General features: G+C 64.6%; 16 protein-coding genes and 1 pseudogene. 13 read left to right on the top strand and 4 right to left on the bottom strand.

The features are described 5' to 3' along the window. Positions 1-713 precede the first annotated feature (713 nt). Entirely contained in the window at positions 714-2711 is a 1998-nt protein-coding gene (locus tag BMX37_RS05425) for a glycoside hydrolase family 84 protein (RefSeq protein ID WP_093664467.1), read from the top strand. A 254-nt stretch (positions 2712-2965) separates the two neighbouring features. On the opposite strand, the gene lldD is transcribed toward BMX37_RS05425, so the two are convergent. Beyond that, the gene (lldD, locus tag BMX37_RS05420) at positions 2966-4114 is read right to left on the bottom strand and encodes an FMN-dependent L-lactate dehydrogenase LldD (protein WP_093664466.1); all 1149 of its coding nucleotides are present in this window, start codon (positions 4112-4114) and stop codon (positions 2966-2968) included. A gap of 194 nt (positions 4115-4308) precedes the next feature. Between lldD and BMX37_RS05415 the strand changes: the two genes are divergently transcribed. From BMX37_RS05415 to BMX37_RS05390, 6 genes are all read left to right on the top strand, one after another. Continuing rightward, on the top strand, positions 4309-5136 hold the full coding sequence (locus BMX37_RS05415) for an SGNH/GDSL hydrolase family protein (RefSeq protein ID WP_093664465.1): 828 nt from the start codon (positions 4309-4311) through the stop codon (positions 5134-5136). Between the two features lie 38 nt (positions 5137-5174). After that, on the top strand, positions 5175-6779 hold the full coding sequence (locus BMX37_RS05410; RefSeq protein WP_093664796.1) for an alpha-L-fucosidase: 1605 nt from the start codon (positions 5175-5177) through the stop codon (positions 6777-6779). Positions 6780-7007: 228 nt separating this feature from the next. Beyond that, complete coding sequence (locus tag BMX37_RS05405) at positions 7008-7955, top strand: aldo/keto reductase (protein ID WP_093664464.1); 948 nt, start codon at positions 7008-7010, stop codon at positions 7953-7955. Between the two features lie 180 nt (positions 7956-8135). Next, the gene (locus BMX37_RS05400) at positions 8136-8864 is read left to right on the top strand and encodes an SDR family oxidoreductase (RefSeq protein ID WP_093664463.1); all 729 of its coding nucleotides are present in this window, start codon (positions 8136-8138) and stop codon (positions 8862-8864) included. 47 nt (positions 8865-8911) lie between these two features. Continuing rightward, on the top strand, positions 8912-9754 hold the full coding sequence (locus BMX37_RS05395) for a fumarylacetoacetate hydrolase family protein (protein ID WP_093664462.1): 843 nt from the start codon (positions 8912-8914) through the stop codon (positions 9752-9754). Then, positions 9754-10110: an L-rhamnose mutarotase gene (locus tag BMX37_RS05390; protein ID WP_093664461.1), complete on the top strand. Its 357-nt coding sequence runs from the start codon at positions 9754-9756 to the stop codon at positions 10108-10110. The genes BMX37_RS05395 and BMX37_RS05390 overlap by 1 nt, the downstream gene beginning before the upstream one ends. 7 nt (positions 10111-10117) lie before the next feature. Here the strand turns inward: BMX37_RS05390 and BMX37_RS05385 are convergent, their stop codons facing one another. Then, positions 10118-10903 carry a GDSL-type esterase/lipase family protein gene (locus BMX37_RS05385; RefSeq protein WP_244501405.1) on the bottom strand — a complete coding sequence of 262 codons (786 nt, stop codon included), beginning with the start codon at positions 10901-10903 and terminating at the stop codon, positions 10118-10120. A gap of 280 nt (positions 10904-11183) precedes the next feature. Here BMX37_RS05385 and BMX37_RS05380 point away from each other — a divergent pair, with 280 nt between their 5' ends. Continuing rightward, the gene (locus tag BMX37_RS05380) at positions 11184-14060 is read left to right on the top strand and encodes a TonB-dependent receptor (protein WP_170841855.1); all 2877 of its coding nucleotides are present in this window, start codon (positions 11184-11186) and stop codon (positions 14058-14060) included. A 105-nt stretch (positions 14061-14165) separates the two neighbouring features. On the opposite strand, the gene BMX37_RS05375 is transcribed toward BMX37_RS05380, so the two are convergent. Further along, a complete protein-coding gene (locus tag BMX37_RS05375) occupies positions 14166-15800 on the bottom strand; it encodes a DUF5597 domain-containing protein (protein ID WP_093664458.1) in 1635 nt (544 codons plus the stop codon). A gap of 207 nt (positions 15801-16007) precedes the next feature. On the opposite strand from BMX37_RS05375, the gene BMX37_RS05370 reads away from it, so the two are divergent. The 3 genes from BMX37_RS05370 (at position 16008) to BMX37_RS05360 (ending at position 20847) form a co-directional block, all read left to right on the top strand. Continuing rightward, positions 16008-16769, top strand: a complete 762-nt coding sequence (locus tag BMX37_RS05370; protein ID WP_093664457.1) for an IclR family transcriptional regulator — start codon at positions 16008-16010, stop codon at positions 16767-16769. A gap of 269 nt (positions 16770-17038) precedes the next feature. Beyond that, entirely contained in the window at positions 17039-19366 is a 2328-nt protein-coding gene (locus BMX37_RS05365) for a glycoside hydrolase family 31 protein (protein ID WP_093664456.1), read from the top strand. Between the two features lie 185 nt (positions 19367-19551). Further along, entirely contained in the window at positions 19552-20847 is a 1296-nt protein-coding gene (locus BMX37_RS05360; RefSeq protein ID WP_093664455.1) for an L-fuconate dehydratase, read from the top strand. A 585-nt stretch (positions 20848-21432) separates the two neighbouring features. On the opposite strand, the pseudogene BMX37_RS05355 reads toward BMX37_RS05360, so the two are convergent. Further along, positions 21433-21819: pseudogene (locus BMX37_RS05355) on the bottom strand (IS6 family transposase); the annotation flags it as partial. Between the two features lie 859 nt (positions 21820-22678). Between BMX37_RS05355 and BMX37_RS05350 the strand changes: the two are divergent. Together BMX37_RS05350 and BMX37_RS05345 are read left to right on the top strand one after the other, a co-directional pair. Next, positions 22679-23065, top strand: a complete 387-nt coding sequence (locus BMX37_RS05350; protein WP_170841854.1) for a type II secretion system protein N — start codon at positions 22679-22681, stop codon at positions 23063-23065. Positions 23066-23156: 91 nt separating this feature from the next. Further along, positions 23157-24152: a glycosyl hydrolase family 18 protein gene (locus BMX37_RS05345; RefSeq protein ID WP_093664453.1), complete on the top strand. Its 996-nt coding sequence runs from the start codon at positions 23157-23159 to the stop codon at positions 24150-24152. The last annotated feature ends 69 nt before the right edge of the window (positions 24153-24221 follow it).

Here is a 24221-nt window from a genome sequence, read left to right as displayed (position 1 = left end):
TCTCCTGCACGATGGCGTTGCGAGTGTTTGGAAAGCTGAAAAAACCAGAACGGACGGCCGAGAAGCCGGCAGGTGCGCGGCGCCTAAACCGTTATGAGGTCGCAGGTTTTTACTTCGACGCAGTTGTCTCGCGGTCATCGTACTCGACCCTTCGGAATGACGAGAGTGTCACGGGCCGCCCCGTCGCGTCGCATTGCGTCTCGCCGCAGTGATCGAGATCAGCGGGGAAGCCGACCTCGTCACTATGGCCGCCGTGAGCGCCATTCATACTCAGTCACAGCCGAATCGAGGCACGCTCGACTGGGCCAGCCGAATTGGCTTCCTGCATGAGAAAGCTAGACCGAAGAGGTTAAGCCCGCACCATCCGTTCCCGCAGCAGCGAGCGCTCTCGCAGCGCACTCTCAAAGCGAAGAATGGGACTGGATCACCGCGCTGCTCACCGAGGTGCTGATACCAGCCTTGCCGATCGAGACTTATAACGCATTCAACGGCACGCGTGCGGCTGGAAGATCAAGCCGCGCGGCGAGCCACCAAAAGGCGCGTGAACGGAGGACTGACGGCACCGATCGTCTCGACCCAACCATGGCGAGCCTCCACGGCTAGCCATCGCTTCTCTCCGCCCATCGGTTTCGACCGTCACGATCCGAACTCTTGCCGTCCGCGCGAAAACAATACACTTCGCGACGCAACCACCCACATATCGCGAGAAGCCAATGATCCGCCGTTCCGGCAAACCGGCTACTCTGCCGTCGCTGATCACGGCAGCCAGTGTCCTGGGCGTCGCCACGGCGGCGGTTGCGGAGCCAGCGACGCTTCCCGTGCTGGTCCCCGCCCCCGTCTCGATCGAAGCGAGCGGCGGTGCCATCACCGTCGGTCGATCGGTCGTCGTGATCGCGGAACCCGGCACCGATGCCGACACCGTCGCGCTCGTCCGCGATATCCTCAACTCGGCTGGTGTCGAAACCATCGACACGGCGCGGCGCCTGCCGGCCATGGCCGACCGACTGCACGTCGTCCTCGGCGTTGGGGATACCGGCGTGGTGCATAAGGCGCTCGAACGCAGCGCGGCGACCATCCCGGACAAGCCGGAGGGATATAACATCGTCAGCAAGGTCACTGGCGATGGCGGCATCGTGACGCTGGCCGGGCATGATGCCGACGGCCTGTTCCATGCCGTTCAGACGTTCCGACAACTGGCGATGCGCGGCCGCATTCCAGCGATGGTGATCCAGGACCATCCAGCCATGCCGATCCGCGGCACGATCGAAGGGTTCTACGGCAAACCCTGGTCGATGGCGGATCGCACCAGCCACCTGAACTTCCTCGCGACGGTGAAGGCCAATACCTACGTCTACTCGCCCAAGGACGATCCCTTTGCGCGGGACCGATGGCGCGACGCCTATCCGGCAGCCATCTTGAGCAATTTGAGCACGCTCGCTGCCACCGCCCGGCGCAACCACATCGATTTCGTCTATGCCATCTCGCCCGGCCCGACCGTCTGCTTTTCCGACCCCGCCGATGCCCAGACGCTGGAGCGGAAGTTCGACGCGCTGCGTGGGATCGGCGTCTCCAGCTTCTATGTCGCACTCGACGATATCGAATATGCCAAGTGGAATTGCGACCGGGACAAGGCGACGTTCGGCCCGTCGGGACCGCAGGCGGCGGGTGTCGCGCAGGCCCGGTTCCTGAACGGCGTGCAGGCGTATCTGACCGCGAAGCTGCCGGCAGCGCGGCCGCTGATCATGGTCCCGACCGAATATTACGACGCCAAGGACACCCCGTACAAGGCGGCGTTGCGCAAGGAGCTCGACCCGAGGATCGTGGTGCAGTGGACCGGTACCGATGTCGTCCCGCCTGCCATCTCGATCCCCGATGCGAAGGCGGCGACCAAGGCGTTCGGGCGAAAAACGCTGCTCTGGGACAATTACCCGGTCAACGATTATGCCCAGACGACCGGACGGCTGCTGCTCGCCCCCTATGTGCGCAGGGAAGCAGGGCTGGCCGGCGAGCTGACCGGCATCCTCTCCAACCCGATGAACCAGGAGGCACCGAGCCGCGTCGCGGTGGCAGGGGTCGCCGCCTTCGCGTGGAACGACAAGGGATATGACGCCCAGGGCACCTGGATCGCGACCGCGCGCGATCTGGCCGGTGGCGACGATCGTGCGACACGGGCGCTGCTGACCTTCTTCGATACGCAGCACATGGCACCGACCTTCGGCACCCAGCCTTGGCAGGAACAGGCGCCACGGCTCAGGTTGCTGTTCGATCAGGTGCGGGATGCGATCGCGAATGGCGATGCCACCGCGCGCGCGGTGGCGATCGCCGATCTCGGCGCGCGGGCGGACGACATTGCCAACGCGCCGGACATCATCCGCGCCGGCACGATCGACCCCGCCTTCATCGCGCAGTCGCGGCCATGGCTGGATGGGATGCAGCTATGGGGTCGGGCGTTGCAACTGACCGCTGCCGGCCTTCGCGCCGCCGATCAGGGCAGTTCCGCCACCGACCGCTATTTTGCCGATGCCGGCGAACTTGCAGCCCAGGCGGCGGCGACCCGATCGATACCCGGTGCCACCCGCTTCGACGGGCCGATCAAGATCGCCGACGGGGTGCTCGACCGGTTCATTTCCGACGCGCCAACATTGTTCGTGACGCACCGATCGACGAACGCCACAGCGGCACCAACCCGGAGGCCGCGGCCGGGTCCATGAAGGCGTCGTCGCCGATCTGTAATGGTGACCTCAGGCGGTGAGCCGTAGCGTCCAGCGCCTTCGTCATGAAGCAAAGGCTGCACCCTTGTCGTGTGTCTTCGTGATGACCGCCAACCGGATCACCCTCGGCGGGGAGTTCAACCTACAAAAACAGACTGAGTAACAGCGCCCGTGATTTGCGGCTCAGCGCCTTACGCCATCAGCAGGCCACCCGACCTGCCACGTTGGTTTAACAGGATCGAGCACTCCAATGCTCACCGTACCACGAGAGCGTCCGTACCGATCCGATCGATGCTGGTACAAGCGGTGAGGGCCATGGCTACGCGCATCTCGGCCTCAATCAGCTTGAGGACATGGGCCACGCCTGCCTCTCCCCTGGCGGCCAAGGCATAGACCCAGGCACGTCCCAGCAGCACGCCTTTGGCGCCAAGCGCCAGCATCCTGATCACGTCGAGCCCAGACCGCACGCCTCCGTCGGCCAGCACCGTCAGTTGATCGCCAACCGCATCGACGATGGGCGGCAGGGCGGTCGCGGTGGATGGTACGCCGTCAAGCTGGCGCCCGCCATGATTGGACACGACAATTCCGTCCGCGCCGAGCGCCGCCGCGGCCCGAGCATCCTCGGGGTCGAGAATGCCCTTGATGATCAACGGGCCGTCCCAGCTGTTCCGGATGAAGTCCAGGTCGGCCCAGGTGACTGCGGGATCGAAATTGTCCCGCATCCAGGCGAAGAAATCCTCCAGCCCGGTATTCTTGCCAAGAACCGGCGCGACGTTGCCCAATTGGTGCGGGCGGCCGCGCACGCCGACATTATAGGCCCATGCCGGACGCAGCACGCCTTGCACCGCTCGACGGAGCGCCCCCATCCGCCCCGACGCACCTGCCAATCCGGAGCGGTAATCGCGGTAGCGGGAGCCGGGCACCGGCATGTCGACGGTGAAGACCAACGCCGTGCACCCCGCCGCCGTCGCCTGGGCGAGCAAATCCTTCATGAAGGCACGGTCGCGGATCATGTAAAGCTGGAACCAGAACGGTCCGGCGCCGGCGCGGGCGACCTCGTCGATCGAACAGGCCGACACCGTGGACAGGCAGAACGGCACCCCCGCCCTGGCGGCTGCGCGAGCGGCCTGCACCTCGCCGCGACGGGCGTTCATTCCCGCCAATCCGATCGGAGCCAGCGCAACCGGCAGGTTGAGCCTTTGGCCGAACAGGGTGGTGCCAAGATCCAATGACGACACGTCGGTCAGCACCCGCTGGCGCAGCGCAATCGCCTCCAGGTCCGCGACGTTGCGGCGCAACGTCACCTCGGCATAGCTGCCGCCGTCGATATACTCGAACAGGAAACGCGGCAGCCGCCGGCGGGCAAGCTCGCGATAATCGAGCACGGAAGCGGCCTTGGACATCAGCGCGATCCTGAAAACTGGCGGTAAGCGGGGTTCGCGGCACATCTCGCGATCATCAAGTTTTATATCCGAACACGGTTTTCATTTCTAATCCGCTGTGCCAGCTACTACGTCAATGGCCACCAACGGCGTGCGCCCCAACGGCATACGCAAGGTACCACAGAACGAGCGCGGCGGCACGGCCGACGGGAGAGATGATGCGGACGACAGGGCCCTGGATCATGGCGATCGGAACAGCCGCATTGTTGGCGACGGGCGTCTCGGGACAGACCAGCGTTCCCGGCGATCCGCACGCGGACGATTCGGTCGGTATCGTTGCGGCCCCCTGCCCACAGCACCCCGCTCCCACCGATGGCGATGGCTGGAAGCTCTGGAACCTGCACATGCTCACGCGCGATTTCGGTCAGCTTTGCCGCTATAAGGCCGCCAACGCGCAACTGAGGGCGTCGGGGCAGAAGCCACGGGTCGTGTTCATGGGCGACTCCATCACCGACAACTGGCAAAATCTGGGTCGTGATTTCTGGAAGGACGGTCGTGTCGATCGCGGCATCAGCGGTCAGACCACGCCGCAGATGCTGGTGCGGTTTCGCAACGATGTGATCGACCTTCACCCCGCCGCCGTCCACATCATGGCGGGCACCAACGACATCGCCGGGAACACGGGCGCGGCCACGATGGAGACCGTTCAGGGCAACATCCGGTCCATGGTCGAATTGGCGCGGGCGCATGGAATCAGGGTGATGCTGGCGTCCATCCCGCCGGCCGACGCCTTTCCCTGGGCCAGGGACAAGAAGCCTGCACCGCAGATCGCCGCGATGAACGCGTGGCTGAAAAGCTATGCCGCCGCCAGCGGCGCCACCTATGTCGATTATTACGGCGCGCTCGCCACGCCGGATGGCGCGATGAAGCCGGGTCTGTCCAGCGATGGGGTGCATCCGACTGCGCAGGGCTATGCCGTAATGGCACCGGTCGCGCTGGCGGCGATCAGGCGGACGCTCGGCGGTCGCGCGGTGGTCAGGTGACGCCGCCCTTGTTCACCCGCCGCGCCGCACTGGCCGGCATGGCCGCCCTGCCCTTCGCCCGGTCCGCGCTCGCGCGAAGTCCGATGGGGCTGGCAAGGGGTCCCGTGCAGCCGACCTGGTCGTCGCTGATCGAGCATTATCGGTATCCCGAATGGTTTCGCGACGCGAAGCTGGGGTTGTGGGCGCATTGGGGGCCGCAATCGGTGCCTGAGCAGGGCGACTGGTATGGTCGCTTCATGTACATGCAGGGTCACCCGATGTACGAGCATCACCTGAAGACCTACGGCCATCCGTCGGACTTCGGCATGAAGGACATCCAGCACCTGTGGACGGCGAACCGCTGGGATCCCGAGGCGTTGGTCGCGCGATACAAGAAGGTCGGGGCCAAGTACTTCGTGGCCCTGGCCTGCCACCACGACAATCTCGACTGCTACGACAGCCGTTACCATGCGTGGAACTCGACCCGCGTCGGACCCCGGCGCGACGTGGTCGGGACCTGGGAAAAGGCAGCGCGTGAGGCGGGGCTGAAATTCGGCGTGTCCAACCATGTCGCGCACAGCTGGCATTGGTATCAGCCGGCCTATGGCTATGACCCGACCGGGCCGAAAAAGGGCGTCCGCTACGACGCGCATCGGCTCACCATGGCGGATGGGCGCGGGCAATGGTGGGACGGCCTGGACCCGCAGGAACTCTATACCGGCCCCTTTGCGCCGATGCCCGACGGCATCGACACCGTGGATGCCATGAACCGGTGGCACGACCAGCATGACGGCCAGTGGATCGAGACCCCGCCCGCCGGCGTGCGCGGCGAACGCTTCGTGACCAACTGGCTGCTGCGTCAGACCGACCTGATCGACAGGTATCGCCCCGACTTCTGCTACTTCGACGATTACGGGCTGCCCTTTGGCCCGGTCGGGCTTCAGGCCGCGGCGGACTATTACAATCGCTCGATCGAATGGCACGGCAAGATCGACGTGGTGCTTACCGGCAAGCAGCTGAAGCCGCACGAGCGGTTCGGGATCGTCCAGGACGTGGAGCGCGGCTTCACCGACCATCTGTGGGACGAACCGTGGCAGACGGACACCTGCATCGGCGACTGGTTCTACAACGTCGCCCGGCTGAACGACAAAAGCTACAAGACCGCCGAGGACGTGATCCAGCGTCTGGCCGACGTGGTGTCGAAGAATGGGAATCTGCTCCTCTCCGTGCCGCAGCCGGGCAGCGGCATCATCGACAGCGAGGAGGAGAGGATCCTCGACGACATGGCCGGCTGGATCGCGATCAACGGCGAGGCGATCTTCGGCTCACGGCCATGGCGGACGTACGGAGAGGGGCCGACCGTGCTGACGCCCGGCATGCAGAACGAGGGCGGGATGAAGCCGTTTACGCCGCAGGATGTGCGCTTCACCACCAACAAGGGGGCGTTGTACGTGCTGTTTCTCGGCTGGCCCACCGGGGCATCGGCGGTGAAGGCGTTGGGACGGCAACACTGGCGGGGCGGAGCGATCGAGCGCGTCACGCTGCTGGGTGGCGGGCCCGTGGCGCACCGCCATGCCGCCGAGGCGCTCCACCTGGACATACCTCGCAGGGTCGACGGTCGCTTCGTACCGGTGGTGAAGATCGAGGGACAGGGCATCGCATGATCGCGAACCGGCCCGGTGCACATGCCATTGCGGCGACCGACCGTCCGGGCATCGGAACGGGGGACGGCCGCCCTCATGACGGCTCTCGCGATGTCGCGGCGGACCTCGGGATGAGCCGATGACGATTGAGAGCGATAGGGCGATGCTGACGCGCGATCCGGCATCCCGGCTGGACATGACGTGCACGCTTGCGCGGCAAGATGCTGCGCTTGTTTGTGGACCGCTGGCATGATCGCACTCCCTGAACTCGGCATGGGCTGCGCGGCGATCGGGAACCTGTATCGCGCCGTCGACGACCAGACCTCGGACGCGACCGTGGCGGCTGCGTGGGACGCGGGGATCCGCTTCTTCGACGTGGCCCCGCATTATGGGTTCGGCCTGGCCGAGATACGGCTGGGACGCGTGCTGGGCCACCGTGGGCTGGTGTCGACGAAGGTCGGTCGCCTGCTGGAGCGAACGGACAGCACCGCAGCCGAACGGCACGGGTTCGTGAACGCCAGGCCATATCAGGGACGCTTCGATTATTCAGGCGATGCGGTCAGACGCAGCCATGACGAAAGCCTGGCACGGCTGGGGCGTTCGCGCGTGGACGTGCTCCTGGCGCACGACTTGGGGGAGCGACAGCATGGCCCGGATAATGCGCGCCACCTGCGCGACTTCCTCGACAGCGGCTATCGCGCGCTCGCCGATCTGCGCGACCAGGGCGCCGTGGACGCGATCGGGATCGGCGTGAACGAGATCGCAGTGTGCGACACGTTGCTGGACGCAGTGCAGCTCGACGTGATCCTGCTCGCCGGGCGGTACACGCTGCTGGAACAGGAGGCCGCGCGGCCGTTGCTCGAACGATGCGCGGCGAAGGGCACGCGCGTGGTGATCGGAGGGCCCTATAACAGCGGCATCCTGATCGACGGCAGCCGCAACGCGATCGCCTCCCACTTCGATTATGGCGCGCCTCCACCCTCGGTGATCGACCGTGTCCGCCGGCTGGAGGCGGTGTGCGATCGATACGGCGTATCGCTGCCCGCCGCCGCCCTCCGGTTTCCGCTGCGCGCACGCGCCGTGGTGTCGGTCATTCCAGGCCTGGTCGGTACCGATCAGGTACAGGCGACGACACGATTCGCGGAAACACCGATCCCCGACGCCTTCTGGGCCGACGCCAAGCGGGCCGTCGCATGATGGCGCCATGCGCATCATGGCCGGGCGTGCGGCGATGTTCGTCGATCGGCGCGGCCACGCTGCACAGGCGTTGCAAAGGATGCCACCCCCGCGCGGCGTATCGGAACCATCAGGGCATCAGGAGTTCATCTTGACGGAAACCAGTTTCGCATCGCTCCGTCCAGTATCGCAGCTTGCCGCATGACCGGGCGTCTGCAGGGCAAGGTCGCGCTGATCACCGCGGCCGGCCAGGGCATCGGCCGAGCCAGCGTCGAACTGTTCGCGGCAGAGGGCGCGCAGGTCATCGCAACCGATATCGATGCGGGAAAGCTGACCGGGCTGAGCTGTCGGACCATGGCGCTCGATGCGACCGACAGGGTGGCGGTGGCGGCGTTGCCCGAACGAACGGGGCCGATCGACGTGCTGTTCAATTGTGCGGGCGTGGTGCACAACGGGACGATCCTGGACTGCGACGAGGACCAGTGGGCGGACGCCACCGCGCTGAACGTCACCGCCATGTACCGCACGATCCGCGCCTATCTGCCCGACATGCTGGCCAGGGGCGCGGGCAGCATCATTAACATGGCCTCCGTCGCCAGTTCCGTGAAGGGCATCCCCAATCGCTTCGCCTATGGCGCGACCAAGGCGGGCGTGATCGGCCTGACCAAGTCGGTGGCGGCGGATTTCGTCCAGCGGGGCATTCGATGCAACGCGATCTGTCCGGGCACGGTGGACTCGCCCTCGTTGCAACAACGGCTGCGAGACACCGGCGATTACGAAAGCGCCCGGCAGGCGTTCGTCGCACGACAGCCGATGGAGCGGCTCGGCCGACCGGAAGAGATCGCGGCACTGGCGCTCTATCTCGCCAGCGACGAGTCGGCCTTCACCACAGGCCAGACGCACGTGATCGATGGCGGCTGGGCGAACTGAAAGCGGCAGGGTCGACGCGATCCGGTCGGAACAACAGGAGAATTCGCATGAAACTCATCCGCTATGGATCGCCTGGTGCCGAACGCCCGGGCATGATCGACGCGCAGGGTCGGTTGCGCGACCTGTCGGCGCAGATTGCGGACATCGCCGGCGCGGCGCTGTCACCCGCGAGCCTGGCGGCGCTGGCCGTAATCGACCCGGCGACGCTGCCGCTGATCGAGGGCACGCCGAGGCTGGGTCCGTGTGTCGGCCAGGTCGGCAAGTTCCTGTGCATCGGCCTCAACTATTCGGATCACGCAGCGGAAACCGGCGCCACCGTGCCGCCCGAGCCGGTGCTGTTCACCAAGGCGACCAGCGCCATCATCGGCCCCCATGACACCGTCCGCATTCCACGCGGATCCACCAAGACCGACTGGGAGGTCGAACTGGGCGTCGTGATCGGCTCGACCGCGAAATATGTGGACGAGGCCGAGGCGCAGGCATGCATCGCCGGCTATTGCCTCATCAACGACGTGTCGGAGCGGGAATACCAGCTTGAGCGGCACGGCACCTGGGACAAGGGCAAGGGCTGCGACACCTTCGGGCCGCTGGGTCCATGGCTGGTGACGAAGGACGAGGTCGACGATCCCTGCAACCTCCGCATGTGGCTGGAGGTGAACGGCCACCGCTATCAGGACGGGTCCAGCGGCACGATGGTGTACAAGCCCGCCTTCCTCGTCAGCTATCTCAGCCAGTTCATGAGCCTGCATCCCGGTGACGTGATCTCCACCGGCACCCCGCCGGGGGTCGGCATGGGTCAGAAGCCCCCCGTGTTCCTGAAGGCGGGGGACGTGATGCGGCTCGGTATCGATGGGCTGGGGGAGCAGCGGCAGGAGGTCGTGGCGGACTGATGCCGGGCACTACGCGCCATGTCCTGTTCCTGGACCTGAAGGACGATGCCGGCCTGATCGCCGAATATGAGCGCTGCCACGCGGCGGGCGCGGTGCCGGCGGCGGTGGTGGCGAGCATCCGTGCCGCCGGTATTGCCGACATGGACATCTACCGCAGCGGCAACCGGCTGGTGATGATCATGGAAACGCTGCCGGATTTCGAGCCGGCAGCGAAGGCAGCGGCCGATGCGGCGGACCCGGCAGTTCAGGCCTGGGAGCGGCTGATGGACCGGTTTCAACAGCGCCTAGACTGGGCCGACAAGGACGAGAAATGGGTGGCGGGCCGCACCATCTTCTCACTCACGGAGCAGGACTGACCGGCCTTCAGCGGCCGGCCAGCGCGCGCCTGATCGCAGCCTCCGCGATGGGCGCCATCCTCGCGTAGCCAGCACGCAGCGGGTGAATGCCGTCCACCGTCATGTCACGCTGCAACAGGCCTGTGCCGTCGACCAGCGCCGAATAATAATCGGCATAGACGTAGCCGCGCTCGGCGCAGAACCGGCGCAGCCACGCGTTCAACGCGCGCAGTTCGGCGGGATCACGTTCGTTCAGCACGTCCTTTGCCTGATCGGAATAGTTGTTGATCGGCAGCAGCGACGCGAACACGACCTTGATGCCGTGGCGGTCGGCCATGTCGGCCATCGCCTCGTAATTCTGCTCGATCGACCCGGCGGTCTCCTTTTGCAGGAAACCTTGCACGTCGTTGACCCCGGCCAGGATCACCACCGCCGCCGGATGGAGGCCGATCACGTCCTGGCGGAAGCGCAGCACCATCTGTGCCGTCACCTGGCTGCCGATCCCGCGGTTGATATAGGGCTTGCCGGGAAAGCTGCGCGCCAGGTCCCAACGATCGGTGATCGAGTCGCCCAGGAAGACGACCCGCCGTTCGCCGGGCTTCGGCGCGGCAAGCGCCTGGTTGGCCGGCGCGTAGAGATAGCGTTCGCCGAAATCCTGCATCAGGCTGGGCACCAGCTTGGCGCGGAACGGCCCTAACCACGGTCCCCAGTCCTTGTCCTGTACCGTCCTGCGCTCCGGTGAGCTTTGGAACACCGGTTCCGACGCCATGTCGGCCGCGCAGGCAATCTGTGTGCACAGGCCGGTGAGAGCCATGGCCAATCCTGGCGTCCACCGCTTCGCACGCGTCACCAACGATCCCCTCCGTCCAGCCGCATGGCGCACTGTGCCATTTCTGCATCTTGTACGCACGACTGCTGGTGCACGCAAAATTTATATATGAATTTTTGGAGGCTTGGCGTAAGCGACACGACTGACGGCAATGACGCCCGGCAGTTCGTCGGCGACGTACGTCCAATATGAGGTGAGGATGATGGAAGGTGGGACCTGTCGGCTGCGTCGCGGCCGCCTTGGCTTGACGATCACGGCGTCGTCGATGGCCCTGATTGCGCTTGGATGGAGCGGCACGGCCGGCGCGCAGACGCAGCCGTTGGACGGCACCACGCAGCTTCCGGCCAGTCAGGCCCCCGCCGGCCAGACGGACTCCGATCAGACCGGCGCTACAACGGCACCGAGCGGCGATCAGGGCACGCAGGACCCGAACAACGGGAACAGCGGTGCCGCGACCACCGACATCGTGGTGACCGGCGTTCGCGCCAGCCTCAGCTCCGCGCAGAGCATCAAGCGCAATTCCGACCAGATCGTCGATTCGATCGTCGCCGAGGACATCGGCAAGCTGCCCGATCGCAACGTGGCCGAGGCGCTGCAGCGCATCACCGGCGTCCAGATCCAGCGCCAATATGGCGAGGGCAGCTCCGTGGCGATCCGCGGCCTCAGCCAGGTGCGGACCGAGATCAACGGGCGCGACGTGTTCACCGCCAACAGCGGCCGCACGCTGAGCCTGGAGGACGTGCCCTCCGAACTGCTCGCAGGCGTCGACGTCTACAAGAACCCGTCGGCCGACCTGATCGAGGGCGGCCTGGGCGGCCTGATCAACCTGCGCACGCGCAAGCCGTTCGATTTCGACGGGTTCAAGCTGTCGGCCAGCGCCAGCGCCAACTATTACGACCTGCGCGACACCACGAAGCCGCAGGCGAACCTGCTCGTGTCCGATCGCTGGAACACCGGCATCGGTGAGATCGGCGTGATGGTCGACCTGGCCTATCAGCAGACCGCGTTCCGGCAGGACCAGATTTCCAGCCAGCCCTTTTACCTGGTCAATGACGGACTGAACGCCGACGGCACGCCGATCAACGCGAACGATCGCGCGCTGGCACAGGCCACCGGTCGCCTGGGCACGCCGACCTACATCTCGCGCGGTGTCGGCATCGGACAGTATCTGGGCGATCGCCGCCGCATCGGCGTCGATGCCGCCATTCAGTGGAAGCCGACCGACACCCTGTTGTTCACGGGCGAATATGTCCGGTCGGACTACAAGTTCCAGTACGGCGACTACAGCTTCTTCTCCTACAATGACGCCGGCCTGGTGCCGGACCTGACCCAGCCGTTCACGTTCGACAAGGATGGGAATTTCCGCAGCGGAAGCTTCCTCAACGTTCCCGAAAACGCGAACACCAGCCTGGAGCGGCGCAAGTCCGTCACCAACGACTTTTCGCTGAACGGCAAGTGGACGCCGAGCAGCAACCTGACCGTCAACGGCGACTTCCAGTACATCCGTGGCACCACCGATGGTCAGCGCTCGATCGTGATCCTGAACTCGACGGCCGAACGGCTGAACTTCGGGGTGAGCGAGGATGCTCCGCCGGTTTACGTCATCTCGCCCGACGCCAACCCCGCCAATGGGGATGGGTCGCAGCTGAACCCGGCCAATTACGCCCAGCCGGGCGGCTACCTGGATCACGTCGAGCGCTCCGTCGGGCGCGAATATGCCGGGCGGCTGGATGCCGAATACCGCTTCGACGACAGCATCCTGAGGTCGATCGCTGTCGGCCTGCGCTACACCGATCGTGCCGCGGTGACCGACAGCAGCAACTATTACTATTACGGCCTGACAAGCACGCCGAACGCCCTGATCCAGCCGCGCCTGTTCCGCGGCGACCTCTATCGCGGGTACCAGAACGTGCCCGAGGGCGCGCTGTTCTTCAATCGCGACATCGTGCTCGACTATGATGCCACGCGCAACGCGCTGGCGCCCTATGTGTCGGCGGATCAGCGCCAGGCGCTGCTCACCGGTGCAGGCTATCTGCCCAGCGACCGCAACACGCAGGGTGAGAAGACCTACACCGCTTATGGTCTGGCCAAGTTCGGCTCGGACGACTTCGTGGTGCCGATCGACGGCAATATCGGCGTCCGCGTCGTCAAGACGAAGGTCAATACGGACGGGTTCTCCGTTGAGTCCCGCACGATCCAGACGGGCGTCAACGATGCCGGCGTGCCGATCTTCGGCAGCGGTCCGGTCAGCTACGTTCCGATCTCGGGCAACGCGGACTACACCAAGGTCCTGCCGAGCCTGAACCTGCGCTTCCGCTTCACGCCGGAATTCCAGCTGCGCCTCGCCGCGTCGAAGGCGCTGACCCGGCCCGACTTCAACCAGCTGAACCCGAACATCACGATCAGCGAGTTCAACAGCGGCAATGGGCGACGCACCGCGTCGACCGGCAATGCGAACCTGCGTCCGCTGACCGCGGATCAGCTCGACGCGTCGCTGGAATATTACTTCTCGCGCACCAGTTCGATCTACGCCGCAGCCTTTTACAAGAAGGTCGACGGCTTCATCGCGAACGTCACCACGACCGAGACCTACAATCTCGGCAACGGTCCGTTCGAGGTGGATGTGACCCGGCCGCTCAACGGTGACGATGGCAAGATCAAGGGGTTCGAAGTCGGCGGCAACACCTTCTTCGACTTCCTGCCGGGCTGGCTGTCGGGCTTCGGCGCTCAGGCGAACTTCACCTATGTGGACAGCAAGGCGCCGTCGCCGGACGCCAGCGCCATCGACGATCCCAGCCAGAAGCTGCTGGTGCCGCTCGAGCAGTTGTCGAAGTACAGCTACAACCTGGTCGGAATCTACGACAAGGGTCCGCTGTCCGCACGCGTCGCCTATAACTGGCGGTCGAAGTACGTGGCGACCACGCGTGGCAACGGGTCGGGCAACCTGCCGATCTTCAACGACGCGCGTGGGCAGCTCGACGCATCGGTCACCTACACGGTGGCGCCGCACTTCGCCCTGACGGTGGACGGCACCAACCTGACCAACACCGAGAACAAGACCTTCTACGGCATCAAGAGCCGCCCGCAGTCCTACGTTCTGAACGATCGTCGCATCAGCGTCACGGCTCGCCTGACCTACTGACGCGAGGTCGTTCGACCCCTCCCCCTCTGAGCGCCGGAGCCATGCTCCGGCGCTCTCTTTGTTTGTGCGAGGCCGCCGGGATCGAGGGTGCCTCCCGGTCGGGCGCTATTTGTAACTGGCCATCGTGACCTTCAGCCACACCGGCTTGTCGAGCAGGTTGAGGCCATAATCCGTCTGGTCACCATTCCAGACGCGCTCGAACACCCAGGCCCCATTCTCGTAATGCCCCTCCTCGACGCGAAGCATCATGCCGTTCGCCGGGCCGCCCTTCGCCGTGCCGAAGTTCAGGCGGACGTGATTGCCAGTGACCAGGAACTCGTTGGCGGACAATTGGGCGATCACGGCGCCGCCGATCGGCTCCTTGTCCCAGGCGGGCGGCGCCGCCTTCAGCCATGCGGCGTTCTTGAACCCGAACTGCCATTCGCCATAGCTGGTGGACACGGTCCAGTCGCCGATCGTCACCATCTGCGACGCGCCATCGTCCGGCTTGGAAAAGCCCCAGGTCGGATGCTCGAAGGCGATGCGCGCCCAGTCGCGCTGCATCGGCGCAAAGGCCGCGTAGGGACCGCCGAACGCCTCGATGATCTCGGGACCGAGCGGACCGCCGCCCAGCGGATAGTTGTAATAGCCCGTTTCATCCATGCCGAACGGCGCAAAGCCGATCGCCCCCTTGCCGATCGCCGACCAGAAATAGCGCGCGAACTTGGGCGCGTTGCCAATCTCCGGCACCATCAGCGGATTGTCCGCGCGGGTATAGCGGCGGAAGAACTCCTCCACGTTCCTGCTTTCGGACTGGTAGATGTCGGGCGCGCCGAGGTCGATCGCGGGTGCCGCCACCTTCCAGATGTCGAGCACATCCTGCTGCGGGCCGCCGCTGGCGACGTTCTTCGGATCGGGCGTGCCGAATGCCTGCGCCAGCGCGGCGTTGACGTACATCGGCAGCGGCTTCACGCCCTTTCCCGCGGCGGCGATCTCGTTGATGTACGATGCCAGATGCCAGGTATTGAACGCGCGGTCGGCCTGGGCGCCGAAGACTTCGGCCCAAGTACCGGACTTGCGCTGGGCTCTCGCCAGCGCCGCGGGTACGCGACCGGCGAACAGCGTGTTCGCGGCGGCGGAATAATCGCGCGGATTGGCGTAGCTGCCCGCCTCGTTCTCCACCTGCACCATGATGACCGTATTCTGCTGGTCATGCTCCCTGAGGTAGGCCATCAGCCGCAGAAAGGCGCGCTTGTCGGCCTCCAGCGTCGTACGGCTCATGGGGGATAGCGACCCGCCGTCCGTGCCGTCCGGCTTCTTCATGCGTGGGAAGCGACGATTGTCGGTGACCACCCAGGCTGGTGCATAGGCCGGCCCGGTGTTCTTCCACGTACCGAACCACAACAACACCAACCGCTTGTCATGCTCACGCGCCTGATCGAGCAGCGTCTGTACCCAGCTGAAATCGAACCGGCCCTCGACCGGTTCGACCTGTTGCCAGGCGACGGGCATCTCCAGCGTGTTGGCGTGGATACGGTCCAGCACCGACCAGACCTTAGGCAGTGCGGCTGGATAGTTGCTGGAATTGTTGGCCTGCGCGCCGAGCATCAGGAACGGTGCGCCGTCCACCATCAGCGCGTGGCGGCCCCCACGGCTGACGATATGCGGGATCTGCGCCCCTTGTTGCGCGATCGCCGGCGTGTTCGTTCCGATGACCGTGGCCAACAATGCCGTGCTGGCCGCGACGCGTAAGAAGCCCATCCGTCCCTCTCCTCATCCTATGTGGCTCGCCAGAGCGGCCGGACTGTATGTGTCGATTTGATGATGCGGCTATACTGGCCGCGGCCGGCCACCGCATTCAAGCATAAACCACATCTTCACCAGCGCACGCGATTGCCGCGGCCCGGCGAACATGCTTTCTGAATGCGCCACTTTTAGGGGCGGCATAAGGGGGAGGCACCAGCACGCATGTCGTCGGAACCAAAGTACCGCGCGCCCGCGCTCGAAAAGGGATTGATGATCCTGGAAACGCTGGCGCGTTCCTCGGAACCGATGACGATGTCGGATATATCGGCGGCGGTCTCCCGTTCCCGCAACGAGATCTTCCGCATGCTGCAGGTGCTGGAGGAGATGGGCTATATCAGCCGCGACACCGCCGGAGCCTATGCGCTGACCAACCGCCTGTTCGCACTCGGGATGCAGCAGCCGCCGATCCGCGATCTGGTGTCCACATCGCTGCCGGTCATGCACCATCTGGCAGAACAGGCTGGTCAGTCCTGCCAGCTCGCCGTCGCGTCCGGCGCGGAGATGGTGGTGATCGCCCGGGTCGAGGCGCCTGGCATGTTGGGATTCGCCGTCCGCGTCGGATACCGGCGGCCGCTCCACCTGTCGGCGTCGGGGGAAACGATCCTCGCCTTTCAGCCGGAACGCGCGCGCGATCAGATGATCGACGAAATCGAGCGGCTGGATCCAAGCGTCAGCCGCGCCGCACTGCTCAAGACGCTGGCAGCGGTACGCGAAGCGGGTCATGTCACCCATCATAGCCCCGTGCTGAAGGGCATCGTCGACATCTCGGCGCCCATCCTGGTGCAAGCCACGGCCATGGCGGCGCTGACTGTCCCCTTTGTCGAAGGGACGGAGGATCATGCCGATATCGACCGCGCGACGGCGCTGGTGATCGAGGCGGCGGACATGGTCAGCCACGCACTGGAAGGAACCCGCATCGATTGACGCGACGTAGCGGCCCACAGTGTCGGTCCCGCTTTGCGCGTCGTCACTGGATCACCCTTCTCCGCAAAATGGCTGGAGGGCAGGTCCGCTCCTCTTGCCGCGGGAGAAGCGTTGCCTGCTATGCTCTTGCTCTGCTGGAACGTCAGCGCGTGCTCCTGGAATTGCATTTATCCAGCCGCATTCATGGGCGATACGGACTTTTATACTTGAGCATCCCTGCACGGGTGGGCACAACGGGTTGAACAGAGAAAACGAGGAGGGGCACCAACATGGACCGGATACTCAGGCGCATAGCGTGGCTCGCCGGCACCGGCCTGATGGCGCTCGCCATGCCTGCCATGGCCGATCCGCTCGCGACTGTGGATCGCAACGGCAGCATCGTGGCGGTAGAGCCCTATGCCCCGAACATCGTCCGCGTGACGCTCGCGATCGACCGCGATCAGGCGGATGGAAAGCCCGGTTACGGCATCAGCGGCAGCGCCGACATGGCCGGATGGACCCATTCGACAAGCGCGGCGGGCGATGTGTTCGCCTCATCCGCGCTGACGCTTACCGTCAACGCGCAGCCCTGGCCCAAGGCGCCTAGCCAGATGGAGCGCTATTTCGCCCCCTCCCTGCCCCCGGTATCCTTATCGATCCGCACAGGCGACGGGCGTACCGTCACGATGAACGGATGGTCGATGGCCCCGCATCAGGTGTCGGGTGAGGATACGTTCCTGGTCGGCGCGAACTTCGGCGCGGATCGCAACGAGCATTTCTACGGGTTTGGGCAGAACCAGGAAGGTGCGCTGGACCTGCGTGGCCGCACCATCGATTGCAGCCATTGGTACGACGCGCCCGCCGGCGAACAGGTCTGCGTACCGATGCTGGTGTCGAGCAAGAATTATGCGATCGTGTGGGACAATCCTTCCGCGACCAGCGTGACGCCGGGTATGCAGGGGCAGACCCGGTTTCAGTCAAAGGTCGGCGAGCGCGTCAGCTTCTTCATCATCACCGGCCAGTCCTCCGACGACCTGTATGCGGGCTATGCGAAGCTGACGGGTAGGACGCCGCTGCCGCCAAAGGCCGCGTTCGGCCTGATCCAGTCAAAGGCGCGCTATGAAAGCCAGCAGGAGCTGATGTCGATCGCCGACGGCTATCGCAGCCGTGGCTATCCGCTCGATATCATGGTGCTGGACTGGTTCTACTGGACGCGGATGGGCCAGTTGGACATCGACCGCACCTATTTCCCCGACCCCAAGGGCATGAACCAGCAGCTTCATGATCGCGGGCTCAGCACCATCATCTCCGTCTGGCCGCGTTTCGAGAAGGAGAGCCGCTACTTCAACGACCTCGCGGCAAAGGGCTGGTTACTGAAGGACAAGGACGGCAAGCCCGTCGATGGCCTGCCGGTCCGATCCGATCGTGCCGGCGGGCTGATCGATTCCACCAATCCAGACGCCCGCCGCTGGTTCTGGAACACCACGCGCGACAACATCATCAGCCAGGGCTTCGACTATCTGTGGCTGGATGAGACCGAGCCCGATCTGGTGCCGGACGGGTATTTCTATTCGATCGGCTCGGGCGACCGTTACCACAACGTGTTCCCGCTGCTGCACACGGGTGGAGCGGCGGAAGGGTCCGCGCATGACCGACCCAATTTCCGGGACATGATCCTTTGCCGCGCCGCCTATCTTGGCACGCAGGCGAACGGCTGTCTGTTCTGGTCCTCCGACGTCCAGTCGACGTGGGAGACGTTGCGTCGCCAGGTTCCAACGGGGCTGAACATGACGGCATCGGGCATCGCCTATTGGTCGAGCGATACCGGCGGCTGGCAGTGGCCCTCCGGCCCCAAGGCGTTGCACGCGCCGCTTGTTGACCCGGCGGGCGCAAAGGCAATGGGGCCCGACTATCCCGATTACCCCGAACTGTTCGTGCGCTGGTTCCAGTATAACAGCTTCACGCCAACGCTGCGTATCCATGGCCAGCGACCGGCCACCGCAATCTGGGAATATGGCGCGGCGGCGGAGCCGATCCTCGCCGCCTGGACGCGCCTGCGCTATTCGCTGATCCCCTACATCTATCCGCTCGCGCGGCAGACCTATGACACGGGCGCACCATTCATGCGGGCGCTGTGGATGGACTTCCCGAAAGACGCGGCGGTGTCCGACATCCGCGACGAGTACATGTTCGGCCCCGCATTCCTGGTCGCGCCCGTGACCGAGCAGGGGGCGACCAGCCGCCGGGTCTATCTGCCCGCCGGCACCGACTGGTACGACTGGTGGACGAACCAGAAACATGCCGGCGGTCAGTGGATCGATGCGGTCGCGCCCATCGACAGGATGCCGCTGTTCGTGCGTGCCGGTTCCATCGTCCCGCTCGGTGCCCAGGTGCCCAGCACCGCGACGCGACAACTCCTGTCGGAAATCCGCGTCTTTCCGGGCCGCGATGCCACGGCGATGCTGTACGACGACGACGGCAAGACCAACGCCTATAAGAGCAAGGGCGCGAAGGGCACGACCCTGACCTGGAACGAGGCCTCCGGCCGGCTGACCGCCAGCGCCACCCTGCCGACCGGGCAAGCACCGCAAGCCTTGGTGAAGGTGGTAGGACGCTGAACGTATCGCCGTCATTGCCTGAAGGGTGGTGGCGGCGCTTGCCACCCGTTCGCGCTTGCGGCACCATTTTTGATCACTTATGAAAACCGGGATCAAGGGCGAACGCCCGTTGCCGGGGGGAGCGATCACTTGAGCACAGGGTATCTCGGACGAAGCCGCGCGGCGCAAAGTGGAGCAGCGGCTGCGTGACCCTTATCACCGGTCTCAAGGTTCTCGACCTCCGCTTCCCCACCTCCGCCTCTCTCGATGGGTCGGATGCGATGAATCCCGACCCGGATTACTCGGCCGCCTACTGCATCTTGGAAACGGACACGCCGGATCTGGCGGGCCATGGCCTGACCTTTACCATCGGGCGCGGCAACGACCTGTGCTGCGCCGCGATCGAGGCCCTGGCGCCACTCGTCGTGGGTCTGGAACTCGACTGGATCCGTGAGGATGGGGCACGCTTCTGGCGGCACGTCACGGGCGACAGCCAGCTTCGCTGGGTCGGCCCCGACAAGGGAGTCATTCACCTCGCAACGGGCGCCGTGGTCAACGCAGTGTGGGACCTGCTGGCCAAGGCGGCGAGCAAGCCCCTCTGGCGTCTGATCGGCGAAATGGAGCCGGCCGAAATCGTCCGCCTGATCCCGTTCAGCTACATCACGGATTGCATCACACCCGACGAAGCGCTGGAGTTGCTGACCCGACGCGCGGAAGGCAAGGCGGAGCGGATCGCTCGCCTCCAACAGGACGGCTATCCCTGCTACACCACCTCAGCCGGCTGGCTGGGCTATTCGGACGAGAAGCTGGATCGCCTGTGCCGTGAGGCGATGGCGCAGGGCTTCCGCCACGTGAAGCTGAAGGTCGGGCAGAGTCTGGACGACGACATCAGGCGTGTCCGCATCGCGCGCGAGGCGATCGGCGAAGACGCGGTCCTGATGCTGGACGCCAATCAGGTGTGGGAGGTCGGCGAGGCGATCGATCATGTCGCCGCGCTCGCGTTCGCGCGGCCCTGGTTCATCGAGGAGCCGACCAGCCCGGACGACATCGCCGGCCACGCTGCGATCCGTGGCGCAGTTGCACCGGTGAAGGTCGCAACGGGCGAGATGTGCCAGAACCGCGTCATTTTCAAACAATTCATGGCGCTGGGCGCGATCGACGTCGTGCAGATCGATGCGTGCCGCCTAGGCGGTGTGAACGAAGTCCTCGCGGTCCTGCTGATGGCAGCCAAGTACGACCTGCCCGTTTGCCCTCATGCCGGCGGCGTCGGCCTGTGCGAATATGTTCAGCACCTCGCGATGATCGACTATCTCTGCTTCGCCGGCACGACTGACGGCCGTGTCGCCGAGTATGTCGACCATCTGCACGAGCATTTCCTGGAGCCCTGCGCGGTTAAGGACGGCACGTACCAAGCGCCGACGCTGCCTGGCTATTCAATCGAAATGCGGCCCGATACGCTGCTGGGGTTCCGTCATCAGGCAGCGGCGCAAGATGAGCTGTGAGCCTCACAGGGGATTTGACATTAATGTCACCTGTTTGAACCACGGTCGCGCCAGCCTGCTATAGACATCACATCTGGTACGCCCGGACACTTAAGCCACGCATGTAAAGCGGAGCGCACGGGCACTATTCAGGGCGCGCATCATCCCGCCGCAATTGCCGAACATGCGCCGACACCCGCTGCATCGCTGCGCCTGCCCGGAGCGGGCGTGAGATGGGTCAGGGCTCTCCCCGCCGGGGCCGCTTTGGCGTGAGTCTCGCGAGCGTGCGCGGCAGGGTTGGAACATCTTCTTGCCGGCTTTCTTGGACAGCATAATTGGCACCGCCTTCGCCGGCCGAAAAGAGAGATTGAGGTTGGCGAAGTCCGCTTCCGGTCGGGCTAGCCGGACTAGCCGGCAACGTCAGCAATCCACCAATCTCGACGGCTCGCGATCGGCTAGGCGACTCCCGAGCGAATTCAGGCCGCTAATGCCCACAGCAGCGCCCGAAAGCGGCCAGGGCTTTCACCACCATGACGCATGTCCGCGTGTCATCAGTATTCATCGCACCCAGCCACTCGGGATCGGTGTCATGGAAGCCCAGTTGACTGTCAGTGCTGCTGCCTTGTCGCGGGTTCTGGTGACGAAGCTCTCAAGGATCTCGCCCTCGTGGTCCACTGCTCGCCACAGGTAGACCATTTCACCATTCACCTTCACGTACATTTCGTCCAGCTGCCAGCGCCATTGGCGAAAGCCCCGCATCCGGCTCACCCGCTGGCGGCGTATATCGAGGGCAAACAGCGGACCGAACCTGTTCCACCAGTGGCGCACCGTCTCGTGGCAGATGTCGATGCCGCGCTCCAACAGCAGGTCCTCGACGTTCCTCAAGCTGAGCGGAAAGCGCACATACATCATGACCACCAGCCGGATCACCTCGGGCGAGGAGTTGAAGCGACGAAACGGATCTGGCGGCAGTGCCCGTGATTTGCGGCTCATCACCGCACGCTATCAGCACCTGCCGCTCCTGCCACGTTGGTTTGACAGGTCCGCCCCGACACATCGCCGTCTTCGGCGCAATCAGGCAGCTGGGGCCGACACTATGCCGGCCCTCCGGTGCCGGCTTGCACGTTTGGGAGATCGCGCACCTTAAGGCGGAAACATCGACGAGGAGCGCATGCCAATCGCGCGTGGCTCAGCAGTCTGCCGTCACCGCTGCGGCCAGTGGAAAACGTGTTGATATTGCGTGGCATGCAGAGCAGCGACCGCGAATACTTCCTGGAGACAGTGACGGAAGATGGACGCGCGAGACGCTCCGTGTAGACCGCCAGATTCTTGCAGCCGCCGCGCGGAATGCCATGCACCCGGATGTTGTTGGCGGTGACGCCGGCGGACGAGTCAGCGCACACACCAGGGATGCTGCATCGCCTCCGTCAGATTGCCGATTGCGCGCAGGTGCAGGCCCTCGTCGCTCAGCGTGACAACACGGGGTCACGGGCATGACCATTCGATTGCCGCCCCGCGACGGCATTACTACCGCTTTTCTCCGTATCGGCTCTCACAAACGCAACGTTCAGTAGTCACGCATCGGTATTGACCGGTTATGTCCTTTGCATTACCAAGGGTTCAGGAGGATCGGACACGATGAAGAGGACATCTTCATTCCCTGCGGGTGTTGTGCACCGTGATCCTGCTGCGACATTACCCAATCCGGTATCCGGCAAGCCGGACCTCGTCGTCCTAGCGGCCATCCTGGGGATTTCGGTGATTGGGCTCGTCGCCAGTCATGCACGTCCGCAGCGGCAGGACTGGTTTCAGTGGTATTAAGGTGGTTACATTGGCTGCCCCTGCGCACCCAATGACTGTGGAACAAACGTCTCCCGCCGCTGTCACTCCCCATCTGAAGCTGTTCGGTGTCATCAACACCTCGGCTGGCGGTCGCGCGTTCATCGGCTTCACCGGGGACGACCAGCATGTCTACGAGAACGGCGATCGCATCTCCGCAGGATCGTTCCTTGCCGAGGTTCGGCCTGATCGCGTCAGGATTTCCCATGCCGGATGGTCGGAGTGGCTGTCACTTGCCGGGAACCCTGATGCTTCCCCGCTCCGCCCGCGCGATCCGGAGTCGCTGCGTCGGGAATCGGAGAGCCGGAACGCCGGTGCGCTTCCCTATTCGCAGGGGGTACGACATGGCCGGCTGCGTGCAGGATCGCCGAGCGTGATCTCCTCACACGAAGCTAGGTGAACGTTCAGCGGTCGAACCCGCACATCAGGCACAGGCGAGCGGTTGGTAGCCGGTTGCAGAGCAAGACTACGTCCAACCAGGAGAGAAGATCATGAAAAAAGCGGTTCTTCTGTTGATGGCATTGTCCCTGCCCGCGACTGCGCTGGCAGCACCTACCAAGCTTGCTTACTATACGGGAACCAAGTCAAACACATCGCTGCAGAACAACGCGGCGAAAATCGCAACGCTTGCGACCGACTCATATGCAATCGACGCGAGCGGCGCGATCACCGGGTCGGTACCGGCAAATGTACGATCAACCGCCAACGCAAACGGCATCGCGCTGTATCCGGTCATCTCGAACTTCGGCACTTCCGATTTCGATCCCGCGATCGCACATGCCGTGCTGAAGACCGGAACGGCTCAGACCAATGCGATCAACAACATGGTCGCGCTGTCGCAGCAAGGCGGGGCGGCCGGGGTGAACCTGGATTTCGAGGCGGTAACGAACACCGATCGATCGCTGCTGTCGGCCTTCGTTCGGAAGCTGGCCAATGCCCTACACGCCAAATCGCGCAAGCTGATCGTGTCCGTGCCCGCGACCTCCTCCAACGACCCAAACGACTCCTGGACAGGCGCCTTCGACTATTCGGCGATCGGTGCGGCCTGCGACCTAGTGCAGGTCATGACCTACGATCAGAACGGTCCCTGGTCGCTCGATGGACCCGTCGCGGGGCTGAACTGGGTCAAGGCGGCGATCGGCTATGCGGAAACGGTGATGCCGAAATCCAAGATCAGCATGGGCGTCGCCGCCTATGGCTATGACTGGAACCTGACGGACTCGACAGGCGTGCAAGTCGACTGGAAGGACTTGCCCGGACTGATCGCCTCCACCGGCGCGACACCGGCATGGGACACGGCCTCGTCCAGCCCAAAATTCTACTACCAGGCCGGCGGCAAGGAGCATGTCGTCTGGTACGAGAACGCGCGCAGCATGAAGCTGAAGGCGCAATATGCGGCAGGCGAGAACGTCGCCAGCGTGTCGATCTGGTCGCTTGGACAGGAGGACGCCTCGTTCTGGTCCACTCTCGCCAGCGGCGGACTGTAAGCCAAGAACTGACCTACGGCGCTGCCGTTCATGCACCGGGCACACGGGCAGGACGACAGGGCATGCATA

The organism is Sphingomonas gellani (assembly GCF_900110035.1).
GTDB classification, from domain to species: domain Bacteria; phylum Pseudomonadota; class Alphaproteobacteria; order Sphingomonadales; family Sphingomonadaceae; genus Sphingomonas; species Sphingomonas gellani.
The sequence above is the reverse complement of the archived record's forward strand: the minus strand, read 5'-3'. Positions and strand labels throughout refer to the sequence as shown.

Bases quoted from the DNA above. Each gene is read 5' to 3' on its own strand.
- BMX37_RS05395 (WP_093664462.1), top strand. From the start codon at position 8,912: ATGAAACTCATCCGCTATGGATCGCCTGGTGCCGAACGCCCGGGCATG.
- BMX37_RS05400 (WP_093664463.1), top strand. From the start codon at position 8,136: ATGACCGGGCGTCTGCAGGGCAAGGTCGCGCTGATCACCGCGGCCGGC.
- BMX37_RS05375 (WP_093664458.1), bottom strand. From the start codon at position 15,800: ATGGGCTTCTTACGCGTCGCGGCCAGCACGGCATTGTTGGCCACGGTC.
- BMX37_RS05370 (WP_093664457.1), top strand. From the start codon at position 16,008: ATGTCGTCGGAACCAAAGTACCGCGCGCCCGCGCTCGAAAAGGGATTG.
- BMX37_RS05415 (WP_093664465.1), top strand. From the start codon at position 4,309: ATGATGCGGACGACAGGGCCCTGGATCATGGCGATCGGAACAGCCGCA.
- lldD (WP_093664466.1), bottom strand. From the start codon at position 4,114: ATGTCCAAGGCCGCTTCCGTGCTCGATTATCGCGAGCTTGCCCGCCGG.
- BMX37_RS05385 (WP_244501405.1), bottom strand. From the start codon at position 10,903: ATGGCTCTCACCGGCCTGTGCACACAGATTGCCTGCGCGGCCGACATG.
- BMX37_RS05350 (WP_170841854.1), top strand. From the start codon at position 22,679: ATGACTGTGGAACAAACGTCTCCCGCCGCTGTCACTCCCCATCTGAAG.
- BMX37_RS05425 (WP_093664467.1), top strand. From the start codon at position 714: ATGATCCGCCGTTCCGGCAAACCGGCTACTCTGCCGTCGCTGATCACG.
- BMX37_RS05345 (WP_093664453.1), top strand. From the start codon at position 23,157: ATGAAAAAAGCGGTTCTTCTGTTGATGGCATTGTCCCTGCCCGCGACT.
- BMX37_RS05365 (WP_093664456.1), top strand. From the start codon at position 17,039: ATGGACCGGATACTCAGGCGCATAGCGTGGCTCGCCGGCACCGGCCTG.
- BMX37_RS05390 (WP_093664461.1), top strand. From the start codon at position 9,754: ATGCCGGGCACTACGCGCCATGTCCTGTTCCTGGACCTGAAGGACGAT.
- BMX37_RS05410 (WP_093664796.1), top strand. From the start codon at position 5,175: ATGGCCGCCCTGCCCTTCGCCCGGTCCGCGCTCGCGCGAAGTCCGATG.
- BMX37_RS05405 (WP_093664464.1), top strand. From the start codon at position 7,008: ATGATCGCACTCCCTGAACTCGGCATGGGCTGCGCGGCGATCGGGAAC.
- BMX37_RS05380 (WP_170841855.1), top strand. From the start codon at position 11,184: ATGGCCCTGATTGCGCTTGGATGGAGCGGCACGGCCGGCGCGCAGACG.